The following is a 21,855-nucleotide window of genomic DNA, read 5'->3' as shown; positions in this document are numbered from 1 at the left end:
GCCTGCATTAACCCTTCCCAGCCACACTTGCGCGGGCTGGTGCATCGGTTTCGTCTGCGGATTTGATCGAAAGTTCCTGCCCCACTTAAGGGACACGATCTTCGATCGCTTCCGCAATCATGGACCCACAGGGATTCGAACCCTGGGCATCCTCCTTGCAAAGGAGGCACTCTCCCACTGAGCTATGGGCCCACTCTCTACAGGCCGGATGTGGCCCGTAGAGAGCGTAGATAGTGTGAGCCTCGGTAGTTCAAGGGTGCCCGGTCGGCCCGTGATGGGCGCGAACCGAACGTGGACTGCGTGGCGCAACGCGCCACGAGTTTGGTGGGCCACCCCGTCGGGGTGGTCCCGGTCTGTGGAGGTGATCCAGCCGCAGATTCCCCTACGGCTACCTTGTTACGACTTAAGCCCCCTTGCGAAGCCCAGATTCGACCCCCAGAAGGGGCCTCATCCGGACCTCACTCGGGTGCTTTGACGGGCGGTGTGTGCAAGGAGCAGGGACGTATTCACCGCCGTCTTCTGAACGGCGATTACTACCGAATCCAGCTTCATGCGGACGAGTTTCAGTCCGCAATCCGAACTACGATCGAGTTTCGGAGATTAGCGCCCCCTTTCGGGGTTGCATCCCACTGTCTCGACCATTGTAGCCCGCGTGTTGCCCAGCACATTCGGGGCATACTGACCTACCGTTGCCCGTTCCTTCCTCCAGTTTGGCACTGGCAGTCCTCCTAATGTACCCAACCACCACAAGGGTGTTGCTGGCAATTAGGAGTGCGGGTCTCGCTCGTTGCCTGACTTAACAGGACGCCTCACGGTACGAGCTGACGGCGGCCATGCACCTCCTCTCAGTAGGTCTGGTAAGCTCATCACACTGACCGTCACTCCTACTGTCGATGCTGGTGAGATGTCCGGCGTTGAGTCCAATTAAACCGCAGGCTCCTCCGGTTGTAGTGCTCCCCCGCCAATTCCTTTAAGTTTCATCCTTGCGGACGTACTTCCCAGGCGGTCTGCTTCACGGCTTCCCTGCGGCACACCACAGGCTCGTAGCCTGTGGCACACCTAGCAGACATCGTTTACAGCTCGGACTACCCGGGTATCTAATCCGGTTCGTGACCCGAGCTTTCGTCCCTCACCGTCGGATCCGTCTTTCCAGAGCGCTTTCGCCACCGGCGGTCCGTCCAGGATTACGGGATTTCACTCCTACCCCGGACGTACCCTCTGGATCTTCCGGTCCCAAGCCAGGCAGTTTCCACCGGACGCCTCCCCGTTAGGCGGGGAGATTTCCCGATGGACTTGCCTGGCCAGCTACGGACGCTTTAGGCCCAATAAGAGCGGCCATCACTCGTGCTGCCGGTATTACCGCGGCGGCTGGCACCGGTCTTGCCCAGCACTTGTTCCTGCACCACCTTACGGTGCAGAAAAGCGAGGGCTCTATGCCCTCGCACTTGGAGTCCCCTTATCGCACTGGCGTGCAGTGTAAAGGTTCGCGCCTGCTGCGCCCCGTAGGGCCCGGTATCTTGTCTCAGATACCGTCTCCGGGCTCTTGCTCTCACAACCCGTACCGATTACTGGCACGGTGGGCCGTTACCCCACCGTCTACCTAATCGGCCGCAGCCACATCCTCTGGCGCCGGAGCGTTTCGGGCTCGCGCCAGTTCCAGGCGTCGAGCGGTATGGGGAATTAGCCTCAGTTTCCCGAGGTTGGTCCCCTCCAGAGGGTAGTTTGGCCACGTGTTACTGAGCTATCTGCTACGAGTCTGAACTCGTGCAACTAGCATGGCTAAATCGGACTCCAATAGCAATGGCCTCCGGCAGGATCAACCGGAGTGCTCTTTCCCCCAAAGTGGGGGAGGTTGGCGGAGTATGAATCGAATCACACTCACTTGAATGGGTCCACGTTCGGATCGGCCGCGATCGCAGACCGATCGGGCGTCACCGAACTACCAAGGCTCACATCAGATCCCATCTGTACGGCGGACCGCAGGGGTAGGATCCTCATTTCCTTCGGACGTATTCATAAGCGTCGAGGGGTACTTAACCCCTTCGAAGCCAAATCGCCCGAACCGACGGGGCCGCAGAACGGCGCTGTCGGGTTCTCGATTGCGTTCCATCCGAATCCTCGTATGTACTTAAGGCCGTCGGATCGACCGCGGCCCACGAGTACGGAGATCGGTTGACCGATGAGGACGTCGGATGGAGCACCTGCCTTCGCGCCGAAATCGGCCGAAGGGGACGTGACGAGTGCGCCACGTCGTTCGCATTAATGACGAGGACCCGGTCCATACATAAGGCCGTCGTCTCGGTCGGAGCGTGAGGCGTGTTAGTGGGTCTCGGGAGGGCGAATCACAGGAATCGATGGACGGTCGAGTCGACGGCAAAGGAGGGGCCGCCCGAGGACTCGGATTCGGTAGACGGACGGCAGTTCGGTGTCGAAGAGGTCCGCTGCTGAAACCGACGGCACCGGCGCCGACCGATACGATTTAGCGGAGCTAGGCAGTACGATCGCGTATGGATCGCTCTGGCTTCGTCAAACTCGCGCTGGTCGCGATCGGGCTCGTTGTGGCGAGCTTTTTTGTTCGGGGCTTCAGCCAGCTGCTATTCGGCCGCGGCGTCGCGGACCTGCTTCAGGCGCCGCTGGCCGTCGTCGGGTTCGCGCTGTTGGTTTATCTGTTCGTCAGGGCGACCCTCGACGCCGTCGGACTCTGGCGGATCGAGGACGCGGAGTCGTGATGAAAACGGTTTTTCGACCGCCACGCCAAGAACGGAGTATGACAGTCGAGATGCGGGAGCTCGCCGACCTCGGACCGGACGACCGGGTCGCCTACTTCGAACGCGACGCCGGTATCGAAGGGGTCAGGGGAGACGTTCGGGAGATCGTCGACCGGGTTCACGAGGAGGGCGACGTCGCGGTCCGAGAGTTCACGAGCGAGTTCGACGGTGTCGAGGTCGGGAACCTCGAAATCACCGACGACTGCGAGCGGGCCGTCGAGGACGTCGACGACGACCTGCTCGAGGCCATCGAGGCCGCCGTGGCGAACGTCCGGGAGTTCCACGAGGCCCAGCTGCCCGAAGACTGGCGCGAGTCGTTCGGCGACGGCCGGGAGCTCGGGCGACGCTTTCGCCCCCTCGAGCGCGTCGGTGTCTACGTGCCCGGCGGCTCGGCGGCCTATCCCTCGAGTGCGATCATGGGCGTCGTGCCCGCGGTCGTCGCGGGGGTCGACCACGTCGCCGTCGTGACACCGCCCGCCGAGGAACTGAATCCAGCGACGCTGGCGGCGATCGACGTTGCGGGCGCGGACGAGGTGTTCAGCGTCGGCGGCGCCCAGGCGGTCGCGGGACTGGCGTACGGAACCGAGACGATCACTAGGGTCCAGAAGATCGTCGGTCCCGGGAACAAGTGGGTGACAGCGGCCAAGGCCGAGGTTCGGGGTGACGTTGAGATCGACTTCCTCGCCGGGCCAAGCGAGGTCGTCGTCCTTGCCGACGAGACCGCCGAGCCGGAGCTCGTCGCGGCGGAGCTCGTCGCCCAGGCCGAGCACGATCCGAACGCCTCGGTGGTGGCAGTTACCGACGACGCGACGACCGCAGCGGACATCGTCGACGCCGTCGACGAGCAGGCGAGCGCTCGCGAGCGCGAGGACGTGATCCGCGAGGCGCTCGCGAACGACGCCAGCGGCGTGTTGCTCGCCCGCTCGATGAGCGAGGCGATCCTCTTTACCGAGTCGTACGCACCCGAGCACCTCTCGATTCTCGCCGCTGACGACGAGTCGCTCCTCGAGCGGATCGACAGTGCCGGCAGTGTCTTCCTCGGTCCGGAGACGCCGGTCGCGGCGGGCGACTACGCGAGCGGGACGAACCACGTCCTGCCGACAAACGGTGGCGCGCGTGTCACCGGCGGGCTCTCGGTCGAGACGTTCCTGCGATCGACGACCGTCCAGCGGCTCTCTTCGGAGGGGTTGGCCGACCTCGGGGAGACGATTACGACCCTTGCCGACGCGGAGGGGCTCGATGCCCACGCCGAAAGCGTTCGACGGCGGCTGAACCGGGACTGAACGGCGAGTCGCCGACTGTATTCCGTCCCTACTCTCGGTAGGGAGCCGCGTTACACGTCACCAATCTATAATTGGTTTTACGTAGCTGCGGGACACAGTACCAGAGGAGATGGAGCCGTGTCAGGTCGATCCGACCGATGCACGCGTCCTCGAACGAAACTACGACTACGCACAGAAGAACGCTCGGCTACTCTCGATGTGGTACGAGTGTGAGCTCGAACGGATGATCGAGCTACTCGCGGAGAACGACGTCGAGCTCTCGGCGAACGACGAACGGCTGTTCGGGACGTACTATCGGTCGGTTCAGCAGCGCTCGCGCGTATAGCGGGACGGGGTATCGACGACTGCCGACGGAGCCAGGAGCCGTGCGGTTCGACTGCGGCCGGGACCGATTGTAGCGTCAATGTTAACACCGTCGCGCGGGAAAGAGTGAGTATGAGCACCGACAGCGTGGACGGCGCAACCGCGGACGCGCGTCCCGAGATCGAAGTGACCGAGTCGGCAGCAGACCAGGCGCTCTCACTGCTCGAGAGCGAGGGGCTCGACGACAACGAGGCCGGGCTTCGGCTGTTCGTCCAGCAGGGTGGCTGTGCGGGGCTGTCGTACGGAATGCGATTCGACGACGCACCCGACGAGGACGACACGATCTACGAACACCACGAGCTACGGGTGTTCGTCGATCCGGCGAGTCTGAAGTACATCGAGGGAAGCGTCCTCGACTACGAGACCGGGCTGCAGGCCGAAGGGTTCCACGTCGAGAACCCGAACGTCGTCAGCGAGTGTGGCTGTGGCGAGTCGTTCCGGACGTAGCTACTCCTCGAGTTCGAACGCGACGGTTACTTCGGCCTGATACTCGCGGTTTTCGGCGCTTGCGATCTCGACGCCGAGTTCGTCGACTTCGACCCAGTAGACGTTCTGGAGCGTGTTCTCCGCGCGGTCGATCGCCTCGTCAGCGGCGTCGTCGAAGCTCTCCGTGCTCGTGCCGATCAGCGTGATCTTTTTGAATACCATCGCCCGTGGAGGTACGTCGGTTCGGATATTCAATGTATGGTCGGGAATAGCAAGATTCGGGGTGCGATCGGTCCGGCAACGCTTTTGGGACCCCCCACGCCAGTACGACATATGAGTGAGTCCGACAATTCGATCGACGTCACCGAGATCGGCGAACTGACGCCGCCGGATCGAACGCTGATGGGGCCGGGTCCCAGCGACGTCCACTCTCGCGTACTGCGGGCGATGAGCACGCCGCTGGTCGGTCACCTCGACCCCTCGTTCGTCGAGATCATGAACGAGGTCCAGGAGCTGTTGCGGTACACGTTCCGGACCGACAACCAGTGGACGCTCCCCGTTTCGGGTACCGGATCGGCCGCGATGGAGGCTGCGATCGGCAACGTCGTCGAGCCCGGCGACACGATGTTGGTGCCGACCAACGGCTACTTCGGCGGACGGATGGCCTCGATGGCCCGCCGTGCCGGCGGCGAGGTCGCCGAGGTATCGGCGCCGTGGGGCGAACCGCTGGATCCCAACGACGTCGCCGACGCGCTCGCCGAGCACGATCCGGACGTCTTCGGGTTCGTCCACGCCGAGACGAGCACGGGCGTCCTCCAGCCCGACGTCCCCGAACTCACCGCGGCGGCCCACGACCACGACGCCCTGGTGATCGCCGACACCGTCACCTCGCTGGGCGGCGTGGAGCTTCGGGTCGACGAATGGGGGATCGACGTCGCTTACTCGGGGCCCCAGAAGTGTCTCTCCTGTCCGCCCGGCGCGAGCCCGCTGACGCTGTCGGATACCGCGATGGAGAAGGTACTCGGCCGCGAGGACGAGCCCCGATCCTGGTATCTCGATCTCTCCCTGCTGGAGGGGTACTGGGGCGACGAGCGCGCGTACCACCACACCGCACCCGTCACGAACGTTTACGCGCTCCGGGAAGCGCTGCGGCTCGTCGCCGAGGAGGGGATCGAGCAACGCTGGGAGCGCCACGAGCGGTTAGCCGGGGCGTTGAAAGCCGGCGTCGAGGGGATGGGACTGGAGATGAACGCCCCCGAAGAGTACTGGCTACCGAGCCTGAACGCCGTCCGGGTCCCCGAGGACGTCGACGACGGCGCGGTCTGTGCGGAGCTGCTCGAGCGCTACGATCTCGAGGTCGCAAGCGGGCTCGGCGATCTGGACGGCGAGATCTTCCGGATCGGCTGTATGGGGTACTCGGCGCGGCCGCAAAACGTCATCTACACGGTGACGGCACTGGGGGACGTCCTCGAATCGATGGGTGCCGACGTCGATCCCGGTGCGGGCGTGACGGCGGCACGGAACACACTGGAGTGAGGAGAGCGAGTCAGGCGGAGGCGCGCGGTCCCGGCGGGACGCGTTCGACCTGATAGTCGTCGCCATCGACGACGATAATAGCCCACTCGTAGTTCGGGTTTGTCCGTTCGAGTTCTCGTTCGAGCACGTCGGCGTCGTCCGGACGGGCGACGAAACAGTGGAACTGACCGGTGGCCGACGGAAGCTCCTCGGGTTCGAGGACGGGGTTGACGTGGACGACCTTCCACTTTCGTTCGGCGCGGAACACGGGGCCGGTACCTTCGACTGTGTACCCGAGCTCGGCGAAAATCGACTTGGCCTGTTCGACGAGACGCATGTTAACAGGTCCCATTCAACACATAGTACGATATCTACCCTCATAAACCTTGGTCTGGCATACACATCCGTATCGAAAGAGAACAACCCTGAACGGATTTCGGGGATCGGACAACGAGTGCAAACCAACCGTCGGTACCGGTGACAGTAATCCGTGATTGGGGCGGTCTCGGGTTACTCGTGAGCGGCGTCCCACTCTGTGGGCTTGCGGAAGTTCCCACATCGGTTACACTGGATCCGTCCCATCGAATCCATCGCGTTGTCGAAGCTCTCGCAGTTGGTACAGAACCAGCCGTACCGTCGCTGTGCCTCGGGCGACTCGTAGGCGATCAGAAACGGCCCCTTCGAGCCCCTGTCGCCGTCCGTCTTCGAGACGTAGACGGTGTCGCCGTCGGCGGTCGACCTCGTTTCCATACTCGTCGGTAGTAGCGCTCGGAGTAAAGGACTGTCTCTCCGATCCGTGAGTGGGTGTTTCTGCCACGTGATTAGTTCACAATTGGAACTGTCCCAACTGAAAGGTTTACCCGGGCGGATATCGTTTCTCTCGTTGATGACGCTGGTTGTGGTCCCCGTCCGATACCCCCTCACGAAACACTCAAAGCGGACCCTCGAGCGGGCGATCGAGGTCGCCCGAGAGCGCGACGCCGCGCTGACGGTCCTGCACGTCGATCTCTACCAGAACGGGAAGAAAGTCACCCGTATCGACCTCAAGGAGGCCGTCGAGTCGGCATTCGGCCGGATCGAGAACGCACGGTACGTCGTCCGGACGGGGTTTCTCGTCGAGGAGAGCATTCTCGACGAGGTCGCTGCCGAGGACGCCGACGCCGTCGTCATCGGGACCAAACAGGCGAGCCGACTGCGCCGACTGTTCCGTCGGTTTACCAACAATCCGGACATCGACGACTACCTTCGGGAACACCTCGACTGCGAGGTCATCACCGTCGAGGGCGCGCCGGCGAAGTGACGGCTACCCATCGGGATCGACGCCGTTGCCGTCCGCGTCGATAGGCGGATCGGCGTCCGGACGCGCCGACCGGGAGCCGTCGACGGCCACCCTCGCGGTGCCGCTGTCGCCGTCGAAGACGTGGTGTCGATGTGGGTACGCGAACTCGACGTCCGCGTCGACGAACCGCTCACGGATCGCCGTTCGGACCGCCGACCGAGCGACGGACTGCTTGTATGGGTGTTGCACCCAGAAGTACAGCTCCAGCACGATGCCGCTGTCGGCGTACTCGCGGACGTTACAAAGCGGGGCGGCCGCGTAGCGCGCGCTTCCGATCCGAATATCCGGCCCGCCGGTGATGACGACGTCGACGGATCGAGCCCCTCGTTCGGCGAGGTTGCGCGCAGCCTCGAGGTCGCTCTCGTAGGTGATCTCGAACTCCAGCGAGAGTCGGGTTCGTTCGTCCTCCGCCGAGTAGTTGATCACGTCCCGCTGCTGGATCTCGGAGTTCGGGATCACGATGAACGTGTTCTGAAGGGTGAAGACCTTCGTGTACCTGATCGTGATGTCCTCGACGAACCCGGTGTGGCCCTCGTCGACGATCTCGATCATGTCGCCGATCTCGTACGGCCGATCGCCGAGGACGAACAGCCCGTTGACGAAGCTACCGACCAGCGGCGCGAGCACGACCGCGACGATGGCGGAGATGACGGTCACCGAGAGGAGGATCTGGGTGTCGCCGACGCCGAGGATGCCGGCGACAACGATCAGCGTCACCAGGAGAACGAAGGATCTGACGCCCCGCAGGACCGTTCGCGTGACGCTGGGTCGCTCGATCCGCCGGGCGACGGTCCGGCCCGTCAGTCGGACGACGAGCTTCGAGAGATACCAGCCGACGACGAGGACGGCCACAGCGAGGAGGAGCTGACCGACGATTCCGGGGACCGTCTCGGGAAGCACCTCGTTGGTCCGCTCGAGGACCTCCTCTTCCTCCGGAATCGGCGCGACCTCCAGCATGCCAACACAGTCATGGCCGGCGTGGTTAAGGGTTCTGACCGGCGTCGCCGTCGATCGTGGACTCGATTTTCGAACGCGGTAGTACTCGCGTTGTAATAAATCATTTATCCGTTCGAATCCTGCGACCGAGTATGGCACCAGACGAGCTTCGCTCGACCGTCGAGCGAGTCGGAGAGCGGTTTAACCTCGGCGAGTACGAGATCGACGCCTACCTGACCGTCCTCGAGCAGGGACAGCTGACCGCGAGCGAAATCGCGGACCGCACCGAAATACCCCAGCCCCGCGTCTACGACACCGTCCGGAGTCTGAGCGATCGGGGGCTGGTCGAGCTGCGCGAGTCCCGACCGATGAAGGTGGTCGCGATCGATCCGGCCGACGCCTTCGACGAGGTCCAACACTCCCTCGAGCAGATGATCGACGAACTCGAGGCCCGCTACACGGCACCCGCCCGCGACACGGAGGCCGTCTCGCTGGTGAAATCCCGTTCGACGATCCTTCGATACCTCGAGGAGATCATCACCGACGCCGAATACGAACTCTCGCTGTCGCTGACGCCGGATCTGCTCACCCGTTTCGAGGACGAACTCGCGGGCGCGCTCGAACGCGGCGTCAGTATCGACCTGATCGTGACGCCGGCCACGGAGGCGCCCGCGCCGGGCGACTTCGACTACACCGCGATCGCGACGACGACGCGCGCCCGCCGCGGGATCACGACGCCGGTGCTCGCCGTCGCCGACGGTAACTACTCGATTTACGCGACACAGGACGCGCTGCGGGATGACAAGGACCGGTACGGGGTCATCTTCAACCGATCGGCGCTTGGCTTTCTGGTCTCGGGCTTTTTCGGCACCGTCCTCTGGACGACCGCCGAGGAGACGCTGGGCGAGGACGAGGACCCGCGCAGTTACCCGCGAAAGTACGCCTCGATCCGGCGCTGCGTGAAAGACATTATCGAGGAGGGCGGGGAGTTCTACGCGACGATCGTCGGCCGGGACGTCGAGGTCGGCGGCCAGCGGGTCGTTCGAGGGCAGATCATCGACGTCTCCTTCGAGGTCAGCGAGGAGGTCGCCGCGATCACTCTCGAGAACGAGGACGGGGCGGAGGTAACCGTCGGCGGCCGGGTCGCCGCGCTCGAGGACGTCGAGGCCCACGAGATCCACATCGGTCGGCACAAACCCCCCGAGCCGGAGGAGTAGCGGCCTCGCGGGACACACTCGGCGATCCAAAACTTCCGATCGTAACGGTATCGTCGGATTATACGCTCTATTTGTAGAGATTTTCACCGCATTGTGACCTTTATACGCCAACAATTAAGGTTCTGAAAGTGGTCTCAAACAGGGATGGTGCCAGACAGATGTGAACGGACAACATCCCTTGGGGTCTCGCGCCGGTCGTTCGTCGCGGCGGCCTCAGCGGTCGGCGCCGGCGGGATAGCGGGGTGTCTCGGTCGTGGCGCCGAGGAAGGGGCGGTCGTCGCCTACGGCGATACGGACTTTCAGGACATCATGGATCCGGAGGGTGAGTTACATCAGGCCCTCTGGGACGCCGGCCTCGACGAGGATATCACCGTGTCGGTCCGCACCGGACCGGACGAGACCGAACAGCGCAGATCCGCCGCACAGTCCGCGCTCCAGGCGGAACGGTCCCAGCCGGATCTCTTCATGATGGACAGCGGGTGGACGATCCCGTTTATCCTGCGCGAGCAGACGGTCAACCTCGAGGATCGGCTCTCGAACGAGACGCTCGGCCTGATCGAGAACGAGTACCTCGAGGCGGCGGTCGAAACCGCTCGCCACCCTGAGACGGGCGAGTTGCACGCACTCCCGCTGTTTCCCGACTTCGGGACGATGCAGTACCGGGAAGACCTCGCCGAGGACGCGGGGTACGACACCGAGGACTGGGGGACCGAGCCGATGTCCTGGCAGGAGTTCTCGGAGGTCGCGGCCGACGTCCGCGCCGACTCCGGCGTCGACTTCGGATTCACTACGCAGGCGGCCGCCTACGAGGGGTTGGCCTGCTGTACGTTCAACGAGGTGATAAGCACCTGGGGCGGCGCGTACTTCGGCGGTCTCGACGAACTGTTCGAGGCGGGCGGCCGCGAGGTCACGGTCGACGAGGAACCCGTCCTCGACGCCATCCGGATGATGCGGACGTTCGTTCGGGGTCAAGACGACGAGCACGCCCTCGAGGGGTACGAACAGATCGCTCCGACCGCGATCGTCCAGTACACCGAGGAAGACGCTCGCGGTCCCTTCGCGGGCGGCAACGTCGTGATGCACCGCAACTGGCCGTACTCGATCGCGATCGCTCACGACGACGGAATGGGCGATCAGGTCGGGATGATGCCGATGCCCTACGGCGTCGAGGAGGACGAGGCCGCCTACGACGGTCTCGGAGGGACCGCCGCCGCGCTCGGCGGCTGGCACCTGACGCTGAACCCCGCGAGCGAAAACCAGGAGGAGGCGACCCAGGTGTTGGAGGCGTTCGCGACCGAGGAGGTGATGCTTACGGTATTCGAGGTCCAGGGCTGGATCCCGCCGATCGTCGAACTGCTCGAGGACGTCGACCCCGAGGAGATCGGTCCCGTCGCGGAGTACGCCGAGACCATCGAGATCGCGGGCGAGAACGCCGTTCCGCGGCCCGTAACCGACATCTGGCCGGAGCAGTCGGCCCACATCTATCAGGAGGTGAACGCAGCCTATCGGGGCGTGAAGTCGCCCGAGGAGGCGATGGCCGACCTGGCGGACCGACTCGAGGCCAGTGAGGCCGACGTAGGTGAACAGGATGTCCAGTGATACCGACGCGGCGATCGGCGGCGAGACCCCCGAACGCGAACGCACGGGGAACGCCGTCGTCAACTGGATGGAGGGACTGAGCGAGGCGGCCTACGCCTACCTCCTGTTGATCCCCTCGTTCCTGTTGCTCGCCTTCATCGCCTTCTACCCGCTGCTCATGACGTTCGTCATGTCACTCCAGGAGGACCGGACCCGGGGCGGGGAGACGCTGGGTGGTTTCGTCGGCGTCGAGAACTACGTCGACGTGCTCACTGGCGACGTCAGGCTGGCCCAGCAGTTCATGGACGTGTCGCTGTCGGGGGCGTTCCCGTTCGTCGAGTTCGGCGTGCCACTCCTCCAGCAGGCGCTGTTCGTCACCCTCGGCTTCGCGGTCATCAGCGTCTTCTTCGAGACGGTCTTCGGCTTCGGACAGGCGCTGATCCTCGACCAGGAGTTCCGCGGCCGGCGCTGGGTCAGAGTCGCGATCATCCTCCCGTGGGCCGTCCCGATCGTCATCCAGGGGATGATCTTCTTCCTGCTGTTCCAGCCGGAGGTCGGCTTCGGGACCGACCTGATGCAGTGGCTCGGCCTGTTCGGTCCGAACCCGCTCGCGGACAGCCAGGACGCGTTCGTCATCGTGCTGGTCGCCGACATCTGGAAGTCGACGGCGTTCATGGCGCTGTTGATCCTCGCCGGGCTCCAGAGCGTCGATCGGAGCCTCTACGACGTCGCCAAGGTCGCGGGCGCCTCGCCCTGGAAGCGGTTCAAACTGATCACGCTGCCGTTGATCCTGCCGGCGCTGCTGGTCGCGATGCTGTTCCGAACGATGGACGCGATGCGCGTGTACGGGCTGATCGAGTCGAGCGTCGGCTGTACGACCGTTCCGTCGCTGACCTGCATGGTCGTCGAGGCGATGTTCGGCGGTACCCGCATCTTCGGGACGGCCGCTGCCGTGGCCTTCCTGACGGCGCTGGTCATCGGCCTGTTCATCTCGGTGTACATCGTCCTGTTCCGGGATACGGAGGCGGGATTCTACTGATGAGCCCGAACGATCACGAGCCGACCGACGACGGAGCCGACCGCGATGGATCCGGTCGCTACCGGCCGGACGGCGGTCCACGAAGCCGACTCGCGGACGGCGGCACGGCACTTGGCCGCGCCGAGGACGCCGAGATCGAACGCGGGCCGTTCTCCCGGTGGGTCGACCGGTCGATCCAGAACCCCCAGCGCGTCTACAGGGCGATGTTCTACGTCGCGGCGATTTTCTTCCTGTTTACGACGCTGTTTCCCTTCTACTGGTTGCTGATGGTCGCATTGACCCCCGAGGGCCAACTCCAAGACATCGTCTTTACGCCGAACGGATTCAACCCGGGCGCGTTCGTCGAGGTCTTCCAGACCCTGCCGTTCCACTGGTACATGTTCAACAGCTTCGTCATCGCGACGGCCTCCACGGTGCTGGTGCTGGTCGTCGCCAGCCTCGCTGGCTACGCCTTCGGTCGCCTCGAGTTTCCGGGGAAGACGCCGATGATGTTGCTCGTCCTGCTCGTCTCGTTTTTCCCGCCGGCGGCGTTTTTCATCCCGCTGAACGATCTGTTCAACACGCCGGTCTCCGTCCTCGAGCCGGTCATGAGCGACGGGACGCTGTACAACACGCCGGGGGCGATGGTGATGCCGATCTCGGCGATCTTCATGCCGCTGGCGATCTTCATCCTCACAACCTTCTACGCACAGATCCCCGACGGCCTCGAGGACGCGGCCCGGGTCGAGGGGACGACCCGCCTGGGCGCGCTGTTCCGGGTCATCATCCCGCTGTCAGCACCCGGGGTCGCGACCGCCGGCGTGTTGACGTTCATCGCGGTATACAACGAGTTCTTCTTCTCGTTCCTGATGACCGACGGTCAGCCGGAGAACTGGGCGCCGATCCTCGAGGGGATTCTGGGCTATCAGGGGCAGTACGAGATTCTGTTCAACCTGATGGCCGCCTCGAGTATCATCGGTGTTCTCCCGGTCGCGATCCTGGTGATCGTGGCCCAGGAGAAGATCGTCAGCGGGCTCACCGCGGGCGCACTCAAGGAGTAAACTATGGCACGAGTACAACTCGAACACGTTACGAAACGGTACGAGGACGTTGTCGCGGTCGACGACATGAACCTCGAGATCAAAGACGGAGAGTTCGTCTGTCTCGTCGGCCCCTCGGGCTGTGGCAAGTCGACGACGATGGAGACCATCGCGGGATTGACCCGGCCCAGCGAGGGGACGGTCCGTATCGGCGAAACGGACGTCACGAACCTCGCACCGAAGGACCGGGGCGTCGCGATGGTCTTCCAGAACATCGCGCTGTTTCCCCACATGGACGTCTTCGACAACATCTCGTTTGGCCTCCGGCTGCGGACGTTCGAGGACGAAGAGATCGAACGCCGCGTCGAGACGGCCGCCGAGATCGTCCAGCTCGAGGGGATGCTCGATCGGATGCCCGACGAGATGTCCGGCGGCCAGCGCCAGCGCGTCGCGATCGCCCGCGCGATCGTGCGCAATCCGGACGTCTTCCTGATGGACGAGCCGCTGGCGAACCTGGACGCGAAGCTCCGGGTCCACATGCGGACCGAACTCCAGCGCCTGCACAAGCAGCTGGATACGACGATCATCTACGTCACCCACGACCAGGCCGAGGCGATGACGATGTCCGATCGGATCGCCGTCATCAACGCGGGCCAGCTCCAGCAGATCGACCCGCCGCTGGTCTGTTACAACCAGCCCGCCAACCTGTTCGTCGCCGGCTTCATCGGCTCCCCTTCGATGAACTTCGCCGAGGGAACGGTCGTCGCCGACGGCCTCGAGACGGAGAACTTCGATCTCGAGTTCGATCCCGCGACGGTCTCCGACGTCGGCGTCGGCGACGACGTCACGCTCGGCGTTCGACCCGAGGACGTTCATCTCGTGCGCGGGGCCGACGATTTGGCCCACTCGACGGGAGCGATCGAGGTGACGACGGACGTCCTCGAGCCGATGGGCGACGAGATCTTCGTCTACCTCCTGCTCGATGAAGGGGCGGAGCAGTCGATGGAGGAGGATCCGATGACGTCGTCCGATCAGCTGTTGATGAGCGTCTCGCCGGACACCGATCTCAGGGAGGGGGAAGCCGTCGAAGTCGTCTTCGACGGTTCGAAAATTCATCTTTTCGATACGTCGAGCGGGGAGGCGCTCGTCCACGGAATCGCCGACCGCTCGGGATCGGAGCCGGGAACGACCCCGACCGAGGCCGAGGACTGAGGCGTCGTCGATCACGTTCCGTCCTCGAGACGACCGCTCGGGATCCGGCGACGGCTGTGGGCCGATAGTTTCACCTACATTGAGAATAGCTATCAGTAGACACAGCAAAACCGCTCGTGTAACGAATCGCACCGGTGAACGAACGACGGAACAAAGGAAACTGACTGCAAACGTCCGCACGAGTGTCCCGAACTCGAACCACCATGCCGAACCACCACTCACAACGACGGACGACGACATGACGACAGCACGAGGCGATATCAGAACCGGTATCGTTGGCCTCGGGAACATCGGCCGCTACCACGCCGAGCGGCTCCTCGACCTCGACGTCCCCCTGGTCGGCGGGATGGACGTTGCGGCAGACGCTCGGACCCGGTTCGCCAGACGATACGACGTCGACGTCTACGACGACCACCAGGAGCTGTACGACGACGTCGACGCCGTAATCATCACGACGCCGAACAAGTACCACGAGGAGTACGCGGTCGACGCCTTTGATCGGAACCGCCACGTGCTTCTCGAGAAACCGCTCGCTCACTCCCTGGAAAGCGCCGATCGGATCGCGACCGCCGCGGCCGACAGCGACGGGCTCGGGATGATCGGGTTCAACAACCGGTTCGCGAACACGGTTCGGATCGTCAGAAACCGGATCGACCGCGGCGAGCTCGGAGACGTTACCCACGTCGAGGCGAACTACGTCCGTCGGCGGGGGATCCCCGGGCGAGGGTCGTGGTTCACCCGCCGCCAGATCGCCGGCGGCGGCGCGCTCATCGATCTGGGCGTTCACGCGATCGATCTCTCGCTGTACTTGCTCGGATATCCGACGGTCACGGAGGTAAACGGCGTCACCCGCGGCGAGTTCGGCACCCAGGAGGAGTACGCCTACCTCGAGATGTGGGGCGACGACGCCGGGCCGGCCGGCTTCGACGTCGACGACTCCGCGAGCGCGTTCATCCGGACCGAGGACGATCGCACGATCTCACTGGAGGTCGCCTGGGCGACCAACCGCCCGGAGAACAACGAGTTCGTCGTCCGCGGGACCGAATCGGCCGCGGTGTTCGACCTCCTCGACGGCGATCTCTCGGTTCACTCGGCGAGCACGGCCGGACCGGATCACCTCGAGGACACCTCGATCGAGACTCGACAGAACGACACCCACACCGAGGAACAGCGGGCGTTCTTCGACGCGATCGCGGGCGGCGACGACGACGTCAGCGACAGCGTCCAGCAGGCCCTGGCAGTCCAGCGGGTGATCGACGGAATCTACCGTTCGAGCGAGACCGGCGGCACGGTCACGATCGGCGAGGAGTAGGCGTCTCAGTCACGAAACCGGCGTGCGACCGTCTCGCCGGTGGGCGGATCGGTGACCTCGACCCGGCCGTCGCCGAAGACGATAACCTCGTAGCCGGCGTACGTGAGCGTAACCCGCGTCGTGGGTGAGGCGTGTTCCCGAAAGATCTCGTCGAGCGCGCCGGGGTCCACGACGCTGTACAGGGGATCGTACGCCGGGGGCTCGACTGCCGTTACGTCGACGCCCTCGTGACAGGCGATCGCCGCGATAATCGCCTTCGACGGACGGTCCCCGTCCGGATCCGGCGACCTCTTGCTCGGGGCGGCCATACGGACGCTACCAGCCAGCCGTCGATAAGAATGCTGTTCCGTGTCGGTTTCTGACAACGGCCGTACGGGTCGGCTACTTCCCGCCGGACGCTCGTTCGAACGCCTCGATCGCCGCCGAGCGCCTGCTCGAGTGGTCGACGATCGGTTCGGGGTACGCCGGCGCCAGCTCGGCCCGGTCCGCGGGGACGAGCTCATCCCACTCGTGGATCCGCTCGGCGGGGACGTCCGCGAGCTCCGGGACGTGCTCGCGGATGTACTCGGCGTCGGGATCGTACTCCCGGCCCTGCTTCATCGGGTTGAACACCCGGAAGTACGGCTGGGCGTCCGCGCCCGTCGAGGCCGCCCACTGCCAGCCCGCGACGTCGCTCGCGGTCTCGTGGTCGGCCAGGTGGCGACGGTACCAGTCGTACCCCTTCCGCCAGTCGATCAGCAGATCTTTCGTGAGAAACGAGGCAGCCAGCATCCGGACGCGGTTGTGGACCCACCCGTCCGTCCGGAGCTGGCGCATCCCGGCGTCGACGATCGGATACCCGGTCTCTCCGGTCGTCCAGGCCGCGAGCTCGTCGGGGTCGTTTCGCCACTCGATTGCGTTCTCGCCGGTCTTGAGGTTCTCCGTGACGCTCTCGGGATTGAACGCCAGCACGTGGGCGTAGAACTCGCGGAACGCAAGCTGCCGTCGGAACGCGGTGACGCTCTCCCGTTCGGCCTCGCTTTCGGCGTCCTCGCGGGCTCGTTCGGTCGCGGCGTACACCTCCCGCGGGCCGATCGTCCCCCACTTGAAATGTACCGAGAGCCGCGATGTCCCAGCCGCCGCGGGGACGTCTCGATCGTCCGCGTACCGATAGATCGGTCCCGAGCAGAACGCCTCGAGGCGCTCCCGGGCCGCCGTTCGAGTCACCGGTTGTGGATCCGCTTCAGGGTCCTCGAACCCGAGGTCGGCGACCGACGGAAGCGACCCGCGCTCGCCCTCGAAGCCCGCGAGGTCCTCCCCGGTCGGCGCCGCAGCCGGATCGGCTTTCTCCCTGTCGCGCCACTTCTTCCAGAAGTACGAAAACACCGAGTAGTGCTCGCCCTCGTTCGGCGAGATCGAGCCGGGCTCGTGATGGAGCCCGTCGACGACCGACTCGTGGTCGACACCCACGTCCTCGAGGGCCGTCCGGACTGCGCTGTCGCGCCGCTGGGCGAGCCCGCCGACGTCCTCGTTCCAGACGACCCGCGCGGCGTCGCGGTCGGTCGCCACGGCCGGGAGAACCTCGCTCGCATCGCCGCGAACGACGAGGACGTCGCCACCCCGATCCCGGTACCACGATCGAAGCGCCCCGAGCGCCTCCAGGAGACAGGCGACCCGGACGGGTGAGGCGTGCTCGAGGACGGTCGGATCGAGAACGTACAGGGGAAGCACCCGGTCGTCACGAGCGGCGCGAGCGAGACCCCGGTTGTCGACCGCTCGCAGATCGCTGCGATGCCAGTGAAGGATCACGGCCGTTCCGACGGCCGCCGCGATAAAAGCTGCTCGCCCTACTCGCCACCCGGGTTCCCGAACCGCTCGAACCGTCGTCCGAGGTACCGGCGTCCGGTCTCGAGGAGTCCCTCGACGGTGTAGTTGACGCCGATGTAGACGCTGATCAGGGCCAGCACGGTCCCCGCGACGACGTCGAGGAACCAGTGGATTCCTAGATACATCGTCGAGAGCGCGACGCTAATCGCCAGAAAGCCCGACAGCGGGAGCCACAGCGGGTACCGCTTTCGGGTCACCCATGCGAGGAAAAACACCGTCATCGACAGCGACGTATGCAGCGAGGGGAAGACGTTCGTGTTCTGGTTGACCTGGTTTGTCAGCGTCCGGGACTGTGGGAAGGCGTCGTACAACAGCGGCTCGAACACGAGCGGATCGAAGTTCCGCGGTCCGTACGCGATAAAGACGATATAACAGAGCAGCCCGATCCCGTAGTTGGCCGTAAACGCGAGCAGCAGCGTCGAGAGGTCGTCCATCTCTTCGAGCGCGAAGTAGGCGACGATCGGGAACAACAGCAGGAACGCATAGCCGTAGATGTAGACGAAGACGAAAAATTCGGTCAGGAACTCGGTCTGGATCGCCTGGAGAAGCACCACCGGCGTCTCGCCGAACAGCTGCTGCTCGAGCGCGAACAGGTCGTGAGTAATATTGAGCCCGATCACGCGACGCTCGATCCGCAGGACGATATCCCGGGTCGACCACCGCAACGCGAGCACGACCGCAAGCGCGACGACCGGGAGCAGGCAGGCCTCGAGCCGCCACCGGTACCCCCGGATCGCGGCCGCGATCCGCCGCGGGCCCACGAACACAAGCGTCGCCGTCACGAGCATCGTCACGACGACGAGCGCGAGTTCGAGGACGACCTCGAGCAGCGTCATGCAAGACGGTACGACACGGGAGACATTAATAGCGCCCGGTCATCCATCTGGACGGCGTCACTCGAGCAAGGCTCCGTCCTCGTACCGGTAGTTCTCGTCCTCGAAGAGCGATCGCACCCGTTCGGAATCGATCGCTCCGTCGGAGCCGGGAAACGCGGTGATCTCGGACTCCTCGACGGCCAGTTCGCTGTCGCGGAGTCCGAACAGCGAACTCACCGTTCGGGCCGGCTCCGCGAAGCCGGCGAACAGCTCGTCGACGGCGTGCTCCCGGTCGAGGAGCCGCGAGAGGAGCCGCCGGAAGTGTGGGTTACCCAGCTGCTCGTGGTGACTGTTGTAGCCGATCATGTAGAACTCGTCGGTCCGTTCGGTTAGCACGGTCCGACCCGAGAGGTCACTGATCAGAGCCGTCTCGTCCGCCGGTAGCGGAGTGCCAGTCAGATCGATCTCCTCGTCCTCGAGCAGGTCGACGACAGCTCCCGAGTTCGGTGCGACGGCGAACCTGATCCCCTCGTACTGTGGAAACCCCTCCAGAAGCGAGGGTCGATCGTCGTCGTAGAAGACGTGATCGGTAAAGAGCTCGAGTTCGACCTCGGTGTCGTCGGTGACGGCTGCGAGCTCGAACAGTCCCGATCCGATCGGTTCCTCGTTGTCGTCGACGAGCGCCTCGGTCTGGCGGTCACCGACGACGGCCGAACGCGGCTCCCAGATGTGGGCCGGTAACACCGGAATTCGAAACGCCCGGAGTGCCGTCTCCCGGTTCGTCGTCCGAAAGGAGAACTCGACGGTCCGGGAGTCGACTGCCTCGACGCTCTCGACGAGGCGCTGTCGGCCCCGGTATCGCGGCGCCGGCACGCCACCCTCGGCCTCACCGAGGGACGTGTCCCGGAGAAATCGATACGTGAAGGCGACGTCGTCGGCGTCCAGCGAGCGCCCGTCGTGCCAGGAGTGATCGGCACGCAGGGTCACCGTCGCCTCGAGCAACGCTCCCTCGCTCCACTCGACGTCCTCGGCGAGCCAGCCGATCAGTCCGTCGTCGGTCCGGTACGCCAGCGGCTCGTAGAGCAGCTCCAGCAACGCGGGGACCCGGTTGGAGTCGACGACGAGCGGGTTCAGCCGGTCGGTGAGTCCTTCGCCGAAGACACCGACCTCGAGCGGTCGCTCCCGCGGGCCGTCCTCGGACTCCTGCGAGAGGATCTCGAGGTAGTCGAGCGGCCGGTACGGGGGACCGGAGATCGACTCCGAGAGCGGCTCTCGGGCGGCACCGATCCGCGACGGGAACGCGACAGTCGTGTACGGAACAGTCTCGGTGAGATGCTCGAACAGCTCTGCGAGCGCTCGCTCGCGGTCCTCGCCGGTGGCGGTGAGTTGCGTCTCGAGCAGGTCGTCGACGGTTACGTTCGAAAACTGAAACGGGTTCTGCCACCCCCGTTCGTTGGCGTACCGCGAGTGCAACAGTCCACGAAGCGCGTCGTACTCGTCGAGCCCGGAATGTCTGGCGACGAAGACGTCGTACTCGTCCTCGAGAAGAATATCACGGTACAGCTCGGCCTTGGCGATCGGCTCGAACGTCGCGTCGATCCCGGCGGCCTCGAGGTTTTCCCGAAGCTGGCTCGCAATCTTCGCGGCGACGATATCGTCGTCCGCGGGAACGGCCTTGATCGTCAGCGAGACCTGTTCCGGTCCCGGGTTCTCGGCTCTGGACCAGAGTCGCTCCGTACAGCCGGCGAGCGAGCCGGCGATACCGGTAGCCGTTCCCGCGAGTATCCCCCGACGCGTCGTCGGAGAACCGACGTCGTCCATATGCGTCCCGGTACGGCGCCGTCGCGTATAGGACTTACTCCCGATCCGAGCGGTCGAATACCGGTTTTCGGGCGGGTTTCCGGTGGTTTTGCCGTGATCGTCTCGTGAGGATCGTGGGGAGAAACATTAAAACAGTTGATCGTGTACGATAGAACGTCTCTCCCGGTTCGGACCGTCCGAGCGGTCGAGGCGGTCTGGTGTCGACGGGAGCTCCTAGCCACGCGAGGCCGCCCGGTGATCCAGATGACTGTCAGAAGCCTACACCTTCCGGTCGCAGCACAGCCGTCGGTCGATTCGTTCGTCGAACTCGCAGCGCTCGGGGAGCGCTACGGTTACGAGTACGCCTGGCTACCCGAAACCTGGGGTCGGGACGCGGTGACCGTCCTGACGGCGATCGCTCGCGAAACCGACGAGATCGGCCTCGGATCTAGCATCGTCAACGTCTACTCTCGGTCGCCAGCACTGCTCGGACAGACGATGACGACCCTCCAGGAGGTCGCCGACGGACGGCTCCGGGCGGGGATCGCGCCGAGCGGCCCCGCCGTCATCGAGGGATGGCACGGCGTCGAGTTCGAGCGTCCACTCCGACGAACGCGCGAGTATCTCGAGATCATGCGTGCAGTAATGAGCGGCGAGACGGTCAACTACGACGGGGATATCTTCTCGCTGTCGGGGTTCCGTCTTCGGTGTGACCCGCCGTCGGAGCCGGTCCCGATCGACGCCGCAGGGATGGGACCGAAGTCGGTCGAGCTCGCAGGCCGGTTCGCCGACGGCTGGCACGCGATCGTGTTCACTCCGGAGGGGCTCGAGAACCGTCTCGAGGACCTCCGACGCGGTGCGGAGCTCGGTGATCGCGCTCCCGAGGACGTTCGGGTTACGCTTTCGGTGACCGCGTGTGCCCTCGAGAACGGTGCTCGTGCACGTCGGCTCGCTCGCCAGCATCTGGCGTTTTACGTCGGCGCGATGGGGACCTACTACCGAAAGTCACTCGCCCGTCAGGGCTACGAGGAGGCGGCAACCGAGATCGCCGCCGCGTGGGCAAACGGCGAGCACGACCGCGCCGTCGAGCGGATTCCGGACGCGATGCTCGACGATCTCGGCGCCGCTGGCACGCCCGAGCGGGCCCGCAAGGAGCTGCGGAAGTTCGAACGTATCGACGGCGTCGATGACGTCGCGATCGGATTCCCGCGCGGTGCCGACCGTGACGAGATCGACGCGACGATCGAGGCGCTCGCGCCGGAGCGATGAGTCCGATTGGGGTCGCCGCTCCGATCGAACGGAGAACAGACGAGTCTGAGAAGGATAGCAAGTCGAAATCGAACTACTGAACCCCTCGATGCAGAGGC

The 21,855-nt window shown here is 64.6% G+C and carries 21 protein-coding genes, 1 tRNA gene and 1 rRNA gene; 13 read left to right on the top strand and 10 right to left on the bottom strand.

Features of this window, described 5'->3' with window-relative positions:
* Window positions 1-120 precede the first annotated feature (120 nt).
* Window positions 121-192: transfer RNA gene (locus NATOC_RS08370), tRNA-Ala, on the bottom strand.
* A 164-nt stretch (window positions 193-356) separates the two neighbouring features.
* Window positions 357-1,827 (bottom strand): 16S ribosomal RNA (locus tag NATOC_RS08365).
* Window positions 1,828-2,507: 680 nt separating this feature from the next.
* Here NATOC_RS08365 and NATOC_RS08360 point away from each other — a divergent pair.
* The 4 genes from NATOC_RS08360 (at window position 2,508) to NATOC_RS08345 (ending at window position 4,861) form a co-directional block, all read left to right on the top strand.
* Window positions 2,508-2,729, top strand: coding sequence for a hypothetical protein (locus NATOC_RS08360; protein WP_015320999.1), 222 nt, complete (start codon window positions 2,508-2,510; stop codon window positions 2,727-2,729).
* A gap of 38 nt (window positions 2,730-2,767) precedes the next feature.
* Window positions 2,768-4,051, top strand: coding sequence for a histidinol dehydrogenase (gene hisD / locus NATOC_RS08355; RefSeq protein ID WP_015320998.1), 1,284 nt, complete (start codon window positions 2,768-2,770; stop codon window positions 4,049-4,051).
* Window positions 4,052-4,160: 109 nt separating this feature from the next.
* A complete protein-coding gene (locus NATOC_RS08350; RefSeq protein WP_015320997.1) occupies window positions 4,161-4,376 on the top strand; it encodes a hypothetical protein in 216 nt (71 codons plus the stop codon).
* Between the two features lie 110 nt (window positions 4,377-4,486).
* Window positions 4,487-4,861 carry a HesB/IscA family protein gene (locus NATOC_RS08345; protein WP_015320996.1) on the top strand — a complete coding sequence of 125 codons (375 nt, stop codon included), beginning with the start codon at window positions 4,487-4,489 and terminating at the stop codon, window positions 4,859-4,861.
* On the opposite strand, the gene NATOC_RS08340 is transcribed toward NATOC_RS08345, so the two are convergent.
* Complete coding sequence (locus NATOC_RS08340) at window positions 4,862-5,062, bottom strand: dodecin (protein ID WP_015320995.1); 201 nt, start codon at window positions 5,060-5,062, stop codon at window positions 4,862-4,864.
* 111 nt (window positions 5,063-5,173) lie between these two features.
* On the opposite strand from NATOC_RS08340, the gene NATOC_RS08335 reads away from it, so the two are divergent.
* Window positions 5,174-6,376, top strand: a complete 1,203-nt coding sequence (locus tag NATOC_RS08335; RefSeq protein ID WP_015320994.1) for a pyridoxal-phosphate-dependent aminotransferase family protein — start codon at window positions 5,174-5,176, stop codon at window positions 6,374-6,376.
* 10 nt (window positions 6,377-6,386) lie between these two features.
* On the opposite strand, the gene NATOC_RS08330 is transcribed toward NATOC_RS08335, so the two are convergent.
* Together NATOC_RS08330 and NATOC_RS08325 are read right to left on the bottom strand one after the other, a co-directional pair.
* Window positions 6,387-6,692, bottom strand: coding sequence for a DUF7116 family protein (locus NATOC_RS08330; RefSeq protein ID WP_015320993.1), 306 nt, complete (start codon window positions 6,690-6,692; stop codon window positions 6,387-6,389).
* Window positions 6,693-6,865: 173 nt separating this feature from the next.
* Window positions 6,866-7,105: a DUF5816 domain-containing protein gene (locus NATOC_RS08325; RefSeq protein ID WP_015320992.1), complete on the bottom strand. Its 240-nt coding sequence runs from the start codon at window positions 7,103-7,105 to the stop codon at window positions 6,866-6,868.
* Between the two features lie 136 nt (window positions 7,106-7,241).
* Between NATOC_RS08325 and NATOC_RS08320 the strand changes: the two genes are divergently transcribed.
* Window positions 7,242-7,655, top strand: a complete 414-nt coding sequence (locus NATOC_RS08320; RefSeq protein WP_015320991.1) for a universal stress protein — start codon at window positions 7,242-7,244, stop codon at window positions 7,653-7,655.
* Window positions 7,656-7,658: 3 nt separating this feature from the next.
* Here the strand turns inward: NATOC_RS08320 and NATOC_RS08315 are convergent, their stop codons facing one another.
* Window positions 7,659-8,651, bottom strand: a complete 993-nt coding sequence (locus tag NATOC_RS08315) for a mechanosensitive ion channel family protein (RefSeq protein WP_015320990.1) — start codon at window positions 8,649-8,651, stop codon at window positions 7,659-7,661.
* 131 nt (window positions 8,652-8,782) lie between these two features.
* On the opposite strand from NATOC_RS08315, the gene trmB reads away from it, so the two are divergent.
* From trmB to NATOC_RS08285, 6 genes are all read left to right on the top strand, one after another.
* On the top strand, window positions 8,783-9,847 hold the full coding sequence (gene trmB, locus NATOC_RS08310; RefSeq protein ID WP_015320989.1) for an HTH-type sugar sensing transcriptional regulator TrmB: 1,065 nt from the start codon (window positions 8,783-8,785) through the stop codon (window positions 9,845-9,847).
* Between the two features lie 144 nt (window positions 9,848-9,991).
* Window positions 9,992-11,446, top strand: coding sequence for an extracellular solute-binding protein (locus NATOC_RS08305; protein ID WP_015320988.1), 1,455 nt, complete (start codon window positions 9,992-9,994; stop codon window positions 11,444-11,446).
* Window positions 11,436-12,464: a carbohydrate ABC transporter permease gene (locus tag NATOC_RS08300; protein WP_015320987.1), complete on the top strand. Its 1,029-nt coding sequence runs from the start codon at window positions 11,436-11,438 to the stop codon at window positions 12,462-12,464. The genes NATOC_RS08305 and NATOC_RS08300 overlap by 11 nt, the downstream gene beginning before the upstream one ends.
* Window positions 12,464-13,504, top strand: coding sequence for a carbohydrate ABC transporter permease (locus tag NATOC_RS08295; RefSeq protein WP_015320986.1), 1,041 nt, complete (start codon window positions 12,464-12,466; stop codon window positions 13,502-13,504). The genes NATOC_RS08300 and NATOC_RS08295 overlap by 1 nt, the downstream gene beginning before the upstream one ends.
* A 3-nt stretch (window positions 13,505-13,507) precedes the next feature.
* Window positions 13,508-14,695, top strand: coding sequence for an ABC transporter ATP-binding protein (locus tag NATOC_RS08290; protein WP_015320985.1), 1,188 nt, complete (start codon window positions 13,508-13,510; stop codon window positions 14,693-14,695).
* 238 nt (window positions 14,696-14,933) lie between these two features.
* Window positions 14,934-16,007, top strand: a complete 1,074-nt coding sequence (locus tag NATOC_RS08285; RefSeq protein WP_015320984.1) for a Gfo/Idh/MocA family protein — start codon at window positions 14,934-14,936, stop codon at window positions 16,005-16,007.
* Window positions 16,008-16,012: 5 nt separating this feature from the next.
* On the opposite strand, the gene NATOC_RS08280 is transcribed toward NATOC_RS08285, so the two are convergent.
* The 4 genes from NATOC_RS08280 to NATOC_RS08265 all read right to left on the bottom strand — a co-directional run bounded on the left by NATOC_RS08280 (window position 16,013) and on the right by NATOC_RS08265 (window position 20,509).
* Window positions 16,013-16,315, bottom strand: coding sequence for a HalOD1 output domain-containing protein (locus NATOC_RS08280; RefSeq protein ID WP_015320983.1), 303 nt, complete (start codon window positions 16,313-16,315; stop codon window positions 16,013-16,015).
* Window positions 16,316-16,388: 73 nt separating this feature from the next.
* Window positions 16,389-17,795, bottom strand: coding sequence for a cryptochrome/photolyase family protein (locus NATOC_RS08275; RefSeq protein ID WP_015320982.1), 1,407 nt, complete (start codon window positions 17,793-17,795; stop codon window positions 16,389-16,391).
* A 38-nt stretch (window positions 17,796-17,833) separates the two neighbouring features.
* Complete coding sequence (locus tag NATOC_RS08270) at window positions 17,834-18,709, bottom strand: phosphatase PAP2 family protein (RefSeq protein ID WP_015320981.1); 876 nt, start codon at window positions 18,707-18,709, stop codon at window positions 17,834-17,836.
* Window positions 18,710-18,766: 57 nt separating this feature from the next.
* Complete coding sequence (locus NATOC_RS08265) at window positions 18,767-20,509, bottom strand: ABC transporter substrate-binding protein (RefSeq protein ID WP_015320980.1); 1,743 nt, start codon at window positions 20,507-20,509, stop codon at window positions 18,767-18,769.
* A gap of 243 nt (window positions 20,510-20,752) precedes the next feature.
* On the opposite strand from NATOC_RS08265, the gene NATOC_RS08260 reads away from it, so the two are divergent.
* Complete coding sequence (locus NATOC_RS08260) at window positions 20,753-21,757, top strand: TIGR04024 family LLM class F420-dependent oxidoreductase (RefSeq protein ID WP_015320979.1); 1,005 nt, start codon at window positions 20,753-20,755, stop codon at window positions 21,755-21,757.
* Window positions 21,758-21,855: the final 98 nt, after the last annotated feature.

This window comes from Natronococcus occultus SP4 (assembly GCF_000328685.1).
Lineage (GTDB): Archaea > Halobacteriota > Halobacteria > Halobacteriales > Natrialbaceae > Natronococcus > Natronococcus occultus.
Note: the sequence above shows the minus strand (reverse complement) of the source record. Positions and strands in the feature narration are given on the sequence as shown.

What these genes read in the sequence shown, in the direction of transcription:
- NATOC_RS08360 (WP_015320999.1), top strand. Translation starts at nt 2,508, where the DNA reads ATGGATCGCTCTGGCTTCGTCAAACTCGCGCTGGTCGCGATCGGGCTC.
- hisD (WP_015320998.1), top strand. Translation starts at nt 2,768, where the DNA reads ATGACAGTCGAGATGCGGGAGCTCGCCGACCTCGGACCGGACGACCGG.
- NATOC_RS08350 (WP_015320997.1), top strand. Translation starts at nt 4,161, where the DNA reads ATGGAGCCGTGTCAGGTCGATCCGACCGATGCACGCGTCCTCGAACGA.
- NATOC_RS08345 (WP_015320996.1), top strand. Translation starts at nt 4,487, where the DNA reads ATGAGCACCGACAGCGTGGACGGCGCAACCGCGGACGCGCGTCCCGAG.
- NATOC_RS08340 (WP_015320995.1), bottom strand. Translation starts at nt 5,062, where the DNA reads ATGGTATTCAAAAAGATCACGCTGATCGGCACGAGCACGGAGAGCTTC.
- NATOC_RS08335 (WP_015320994.1), top strand. Translation starts at nt 5,174, where the DNA reads ATGAGTGAGTCCGACAATTCGATCGACGTCACCGAGATCGGCGAACTG.
- NATOC_RS08330 (WP_015320993.1), bottom strand. Translation starts at nt 6,692, where the DNA reads ATGCGTCTCGTCGAACAGGCCAAGTCGATTTTCGCCGAGCTCGGGTAC.
- NATOC_RS08325 (WP_015320992.1), bottom strand. Translation starts at nt 7,105, where the DNA reads ATGGAAACGAGGTCGACCGCCGACGGCGACACCGTCTACGTCTCGAAG.
- NATOC_RS08320 (WP_015320991.1), top strand. Translation starts at nt 7,242, where the DNA reads ATGACGCTGGTTGTGGTCCCCGTCCGATACCCCCTCACGAAACACTCA.
- NATOC_RS08315 (WP_015320990.1), bottom strand. Translation starts at nt 8,651, where the DNA reads ATGCTGGAGGTCGCGCCGATTCCGGAGGAAGAGGAGGTCCTCGAGCGG.
- trmB (WP_015320989.1), top strand. Translation starts at nt 8,783, where the DNA reads ATGGCACCAGACGAGCTTCGCTCGACCGTCGAGCGAGTCGGAGAGCGG.
- NATOC_RS08305 (WP_015320988.1), top strand. Translation starts at nt 9,992, where the DNA reads ATGGTGCCAGACAGATGTGAACGGACAACATCCCTTGGGGTCTCGCGC.
- NATOC_RS08300 (WP_015320987.1), top strand. Translation starts at nt 11,436, where the DNA reads ATGTCCAGTGATACCGACGCGGCGATCGGCGGCGAGACCCCCGAACGC.
- NATOC_RS08295 (WP_015320986.1), top strand. Translation starts at nt 12,464, where the DNA reads ATGAGCCCGAACGATCACGAGCCGACCGACGACGGAGCCGACCGCGAT.
- NATOC_RS08290 (WP_015320985.1), top strand. Translation starts at nt 13,508, where the DNA reads ATGGCACGAGTACAACTCGAACACGTTACGAAACGGTACGAGGACGTT.
- NATOC_RS08285 (WP_015320984.1), top strand. Translation starts at nt 14,934, where the DNA reads ATGACGACAGCACGAGGCGATATCAGAACCGGTATCGTTGGCCTCGGG.
- NATOC_RS08280 (WP_015320983.1), bottom strand. Translation starts at nt 16,315, where the DNA reads ATGGCCGCCCCGAGCAAGAGGTCGCCGGATCCGGACGGGGACCGTCCG.
- NATOC_RS08270 (WP_015320981.1), bottom strand. Translation starts at nt 18,709, where the DNA reads ATGACGCTGCTCGAGGTCGTCCTCGAACTCGCGCTCGTCGTCGTGACG.
- NATOC_RS08265 (WP_015320980.1), bottom strand. Translation starts at nt 20,509, where the DNA reads ATGGACGACGTCGGTTCTCCGACGACGCGTCGGGGGATACTCGCGGGA.
- NATOC_RS08260 (WP_015320979.1), top strand. Translation starts at nt 20,753, where the DNA reads ATGACTGTCAGAAGCCTACACCTTCCGGTCGCAGCACAGCCGTCGGTC.